At 47.7% G+C, this 4,723-nt stretch carries 5 protein-coding genes; all 5 read right to left on the reverse strand.

Annotated elements, in window-relative coordinates; all coding sequences use genetic code 11:
• Positions 1–989: hypothetical protein (locus PHI74_07865; GenBank protein MDD5485925.1), on the reverse strand; the 989-nt coding region annotated here is incomplete at its 3' end.
• 309 nt (positions 990–1,298) lie between these two features.
• Positions 1,299–2,633 carry a hypothetical protein gene (locus tag PHI74_07870; protein MDD5485926.1) on the reverse strand — a complete coding sequence of 445 codons (1,335 nt, stop codon included), beginning with the start codon at positions 2,631–2,633 and terminating at the stop codon, positions 1,299–1,301.
• Positions 2,634–2,655: 22 nt separating this feature from the next.
• Positions 2,656–2,793 carry a hypothetical protein gene (locus tag PHI74_07875; GenBank protein ID MDD5485927.1) on the reverse strand — a complete coding sequence of 46 codons (138 nt, stop codon included), beginning with the start codon at positions 2,791–2,793 and terminating at the stop codon, positions 2,656–2,658.
• Positions 2,794–3,056: 263 nt separating this feature from the next.
• Positions 3,057–4,421: a NosD domain-containing protein gene (locus tag PHI74_07880; GenBank protein ID MDD5485928.1), complete on the reverse strand. Its 1,365-nt coding sequence runs from the start codon at positions 4,419–4,421 to the stop codon at positions 3,057–3,059.
• 76 nt (positions 4,422–4,497) lie between these two features.
• A partial coding sequence (locus PHI74_07885; protein ID MDD5485929.1) for a dockerin type I repeat-containing protein occupies positions 4,498–4,723 on the reverse strand: 226 nt, incomplete at its 5' end.

Genomic DNA, 4,723 nt, shown 5'->3' on the forward strand with positions numbered 1-4,723 from the left:
AGATCGTCCACCCAGCCGACCAGACGCCACAAGGGAATGCCGGCCCACGTGTTGGTGCCGTCATTCCAGCTGGCGTTGTGACAGGCTGCACCTTCTTCGAAGGAGGTGCGATTGATGGTGTCGGTGAGCTCACCGGTTAGGGTGAGGTTCCAGTCAGCAGGTATCGGCGTGCCTACTTCAAAGACGAGGCCGGCTTCGTTAAGATACAGATCGACAAGCAATGTATTCCCGTTTGACAATCGTTCGACACTGATCGGAAAATCTAACTCTCCAGTGATGTACTCCCAGACGATGGTGCCGTCAGGAGCTACTTCAATGAAACGAGGTGAAGCGACATCAGCAATCAACGTATTGCCATCTGGCAAGCGATCAGCATCGAATGCGTTGGCGCCGCTGTATTGCCAGACTATGGTGCCGTCTGGGGCCACCTCAATGACACGACTATTGTCAGTATCAGAAATCAACGTATTGCCGTTTGGCAAGCGATCAGCTTCGCTTGGCCAGAAGAGTCCGGTGCTGTATTCCCAGACGATGGTGCCGTTCGGGGCCACCTCAATGACAAAAGGATATTCATCGCCCCAGTCAGTAATCAACGTATTGCCATCTGGCAAGCGATCAGCATCTATTGGATTGTTCAGTCCAGTGCTGTATTGCCAGACGATGGTGCCATCCGGGGCCACCTCTTTGACAAAAGGATAGAAGTCTTCATCAAAATCAGAAATCAACGTATTGCCATTTGACAAGCGATGAGCAGCCTGTGGCCAGCCACCAGTATATTCCCAGACGATGGTGCCGTCTGGGGCCACCTCAATGACACGATCATTGCCACTATCAGCAATCAGCGTATTGCCATCTGGTAGACGCTCGGCACGAGACGGATTATTAGCTCCGGTGTATTCCCAGACTATCACATCTGCCGCTGATGCCGTTGGCATCACCAGCATCGCACATAGCAGTGCGATCGTACAAACCAATATCATTTTTTTCATGTTCTTTTATCTCCTTTCAAACTGTTCCCCAAATGGGGAATTCCCATCTCGTCGCCTTTCATCGGCTTCTTCTTCGAGATGCAAACAGCTACCATTTGCCGACAATATTGTCATTTGGCGACAAGATTGCTATTTGCTATATGCAGATATTTACCATTCCATATAAATACCTTTTGGTTATGAATGATTATGCCGTTTAATGTCAGCTTAAGATTTTCCCATAATCAACTAGTCAACTGAGAATCCAAAAAAAAGAAAAAAGGGGGAAAATTTGTTCTTTTGTGCCCTGTTTCCCCCAGCTTCGCTGGATCAGTGATGGTGGGCAACTTCCAGACTGACGTAATCGGTCTGAAGTGTAGATGTATCCCCAGGCCGGGTTTTGCCGTTTTGTATCACAAGTACCGTCACGTTGCCTGAATTGACGTAGTTGCTGATGTCGGATGTGATCTCTTTGGTCAGGCATACTTCTGAACTGTCTTCGTTGCTATCCAGTGGTTCGTATCCCGTGCCGTTCCAGATGTAAAGCGTTGCACCATCGTGACTGGGGCGTGTCCCTATACCGTTCCAGGTAACATTGAGCTTCTCGATGTTTGCTATGGGTCCATCGCTATTCGTGCTGGTGTTGATGCTGAAGTTGAACCGATGTGCTGCGTAGTTGTTGTTTTTACTAGCTATAGCGCTCTGGAATATGCCGTCATCGGCTGTGATGTTGGCATACGCAGTCGGATCGAACTCGGTGCTTGGGTCGCTAGGATTCGTGGGTATACTTGAAAATTGTGTTCCGAATGCCCATCCCACAGTATCCCCTGTATCATTGAAATCGTGCAGATGCGGCGGGTAGATCGAGAGATTATCGACGTACTTTACCGAGAGCCCGTTTGTAGAGGGATACGTGCCGCTGTAGTTATACCTGTACCAGGGAGCCAAGCATTCATGCATGTCCCAGTTGCCGAATACATGCAGGGTTCTCTCCTCTTCTCCCCCATCTACTTTGACAGTTACATTGGTGGTGGTGTTAGCAAAGAACACGAGTCGTATTCCACTATAATAACCATTATACCCGCCTTCTCCGCTCATATTATCATAGGCATACCATGCCAGGACCATCGGTCCCTGCCTATTGTCCAGCGTTTCATCGCCGTGGTCGTTGTAGGCGTTCGTGTAGTTGAACCACCTTGCGAGACTGTCACTGGCACGAATCTTTATTTCGTCACCCAGATCCATTCCTCCCACCAGTTCACACAGGTCTTTGACATCTGTTCCCATTGGAGCTCCTTTAGTTTTGAAGTTCATCGTTTCACTTGTGTCCCAAATGTCGTAGTCTCCCATGTCTGAATGATCACCATAGTATTGCACCGTGGTATAATTGGCGTATTTTTCATATATCGGGCAATTGGTATCATACCATTCGCTTTCGAAGATTGGTCCCTGATGGAGGTAGTCCGTTACACCATCTCCGTAAACTGGGAGAGTGCTGTTCATCTGCTCCATAGTCAGCGTTGTAGTGCTCTCCACAGTAGAGTAGTTATTGGCTGCGTATTTTGTCACTTTGACATGGTCCGTCGCCGCCGAAGCTGGCATCACAGAACTCACCAATGCAATGCATAGAAGCATTGCCACATATTTTCCCATATTTCTTCTCATTTTTTTACCTTCTAAAATAGATTCACCTTCCAAATTCTTTATCGCTCAACCTCGGTCCCACCTGCAATGCATAACCAACAGCATTGCAAGTGCCATCCCCCCTTCCCAATCTCCATCGCTTCGCTTTTTTGGCGTCTCCACCTCCGATATGCAAATACATACTATTTGATATAAATAGTTTTCTGTTATGCTTGATTATTCTATTCGGTATGTAAAAAATTTTATATATATACGGTACTGGCAAATTCTGGTAGCTAGGACCATTACCACGTTTCAGGCAATCAGTTTAGGGTTTTCCCTGTAATCAACTGGGAATATCTAGAGTTTTAGGGTGGTAAAATCGCTGTTATGCGTGTTTTTCTCATTGCATTTTCTTTCTGTTTTTGTTACCGCCTATGTACGGCACATCACCGCACCCGCCCATTACCAAGGATAGTTCGGATCTGCGGCACGGTTCTTCACCTTCGTCGCATCGAGCACGTTTATGATGCCGTCGCTGTTGACATCTGCGGCCCATTCGTTATCCAGGGGATAGAAGGGGTTCCCGGCACGATTCTTCACCTTCGTCGCATCGAGCACGTTCACCACGCCATCATTGTTCACGTCGCCGAGGAGTCCAAAGTAATGCTCGAAGGGCTCCATCAGTGGATAGTAGTCATATTCCGTGCTTTCGATGTAGTAGGGCGTATCTCCTATTCCGTCGCCGTCTGCATCTGTTCCATTGTACTTACCCCAGTAGTTGCCGAGGTAGTTCGTGTAGGTGTTCCCGTTGTAAGTATACGTTATCATCTCAGTGGAGTTCCAGATATTTGCGGAAGAGCCGTACCCCACATTATCTAGGTTACTATTGAGGTATATGATACTGTTCTCACCACTGCAGATGCCACCATTGCCTAACGTTTCAATGTTGTAGGTGACATTATATGCCGTATACGTGATCGTGTTGTACATGACCGTGTTATTACCGCATAACGTGATGCCGCCCTGTTGTGTCCTGCTGCTGTTTATCGATATGGTGTTGTTCAATATTGTATTTGAGGGTCCCGTAAGGTGAATACCGATTTCAGCATTGTTCTCGCAGGTGTTATTCACGATCGTATTGTATGAGGAGCCTGATAGGTAAATGCCATCATCCCAGCCGTCGATACAGATATTGTCTGAGATGACGTTGTTTGTAGATGCAGTCAGGTCGATGTTGTCATCATGCCAGGTTCCCCGGCAGATGTTGTGTGAGATGGTGTTATTATCAGAATAATCCAGCTTGATACCGTGGTCTCTATTCCAGCTGCAGTTGTTATGTGATACCGTGTTGTTGTCTGAATACCAGCCGACGTGGATGCCGTAGCCACAACATAATGCCGTGTTTTCCGTGATCGTGCAATAGTTAGAATGGTCAATATCAAAGCCGTGACTTATCACCTTCCCTAGCCACTCAGGATCGTAGGTATAAGGGCCTTGACCTTTAACCGTAAACCCGCTTATGTTCACGTAATCTGCGGTTATTTTAAATCCAGCTGCTGCTGAAGGCTGAACGGTTGTAAAATCAGAGCCGTTCTCCGATCTGATCGTTAACGACTTGTTCACCACCACGTTCTCGTAATAGGTGCCATCTCTCACGATGATCGTATCCCCCTCAGTGGAGGCATTCACCGCATCCTGAATGGTGGTGAAGTCCGCACCTCCGTCATCATCCACGTACCAGGTCGTCGATGCCTGGGCCGGAGAGGCTAAGAGCAGCAGTGCGATGGCAAGGCATGACAACATCAACAAAGGCGTGCTTTTTCTCATTCTCTTTTACCTTCTCAATTATTCATCACTTTCAGGGTCTGTTTTTGTTTTTCTTTTCTTTTTTTGTTACCGCCCATTACCAGGGATAGTTCGGATCTGCGGCACGGTTCTTCACCTTCGTCGCATCGAGCACGTTTATGATGCCGTCGCTGTTGACATCTGCGGCCCATTCGTTATCCAGGGGATAGAAGGGGTTGCCGGCACGGTTCTTCACCTTGGTCGCATCGAGCACGTTCACCACGCCATCATTGTTAACATCGCCTAGGAGACCTTGGGGCGACTCATTGCTGTAGATCAAAATA

The sequence above is a fragment of the Methanocellales archaeon genome, from assembly GCA_028715985.1.
GTDB lineage: Archaea > Halobacteriota > UBA148 > UBA148 > UBA148 > UBA148.

Coding starts and splice junctions, on each gene's coding strand:
- PHI74_07870 (MDD5485926.1), bottom strand. CDS start 2,633: ATGAGAAGAAATATGGGAAAATATGTGGCAATGCTTCTATGCATTGCA.
- PHI74_07875 (MDD5485927.1), bottom strand. CDS start 2,793: ATGTATTTGCATATCGGAGGTGGAGACGCCAAAAAAGCGAAGCGATGG.
- PHI74_07880 (MDD5485928.1), bottom strand. CDS start 4,421: ATGAGAAAAAGCACGCCTTTGTTGATGTTGTCATGCCTTGCCATCGCA.